The organism is Vibrio sp. 10N.222.54.A3, from assembly GCF_041474095.1.
Lineage (GTDB): Bacteria > Pseudomonadota > Gammaproteobacteria > Enterobacterales > Vibrionaceae > Vibrio > Vibrio crassostreae_C.
On the sequence record NZ_JBFRTN010000201.1, the window covers coordinates 1 to 249 of the forward strand.

Below are 249 nucleotides of genomic sequence, written 5' to 3' on the forward strand. Positions count from 1 at the left end.
GATTCATCGTAAGGCTTTAATGCCTCCGAGCGTTTCGCGAACTGACGGTCGAAGGCGAGTTTGAGTTGTTCAAGCAGCGATTGGCGCTCTTGTTTCCACTCATTTTTCTCCGACATCAGAGCAGCTACCATCGCTTGTAGCTCGGCAACATCTTGGCTTTCTGGGTCGATATTTGGCGTCTTTTTCATAGCATTGATTATACTAAAATCGTGCCGTTAACGCTTGGAGAATAAGGCTTTATTCTCGATT

1 pseudogene is annotated in these 249 nt (G+C 45.8%); it reads right to left on the reverse strand.

The window, feature by feature from the left end:
* A pseudogene (locus tag AB4507_RS23005) lies at positions 1-188 on the reverse strand (IS66 family transposase); the annotation flags it as partial.
* Positions 189-249 lie beyond the last annotated feature (61 nt).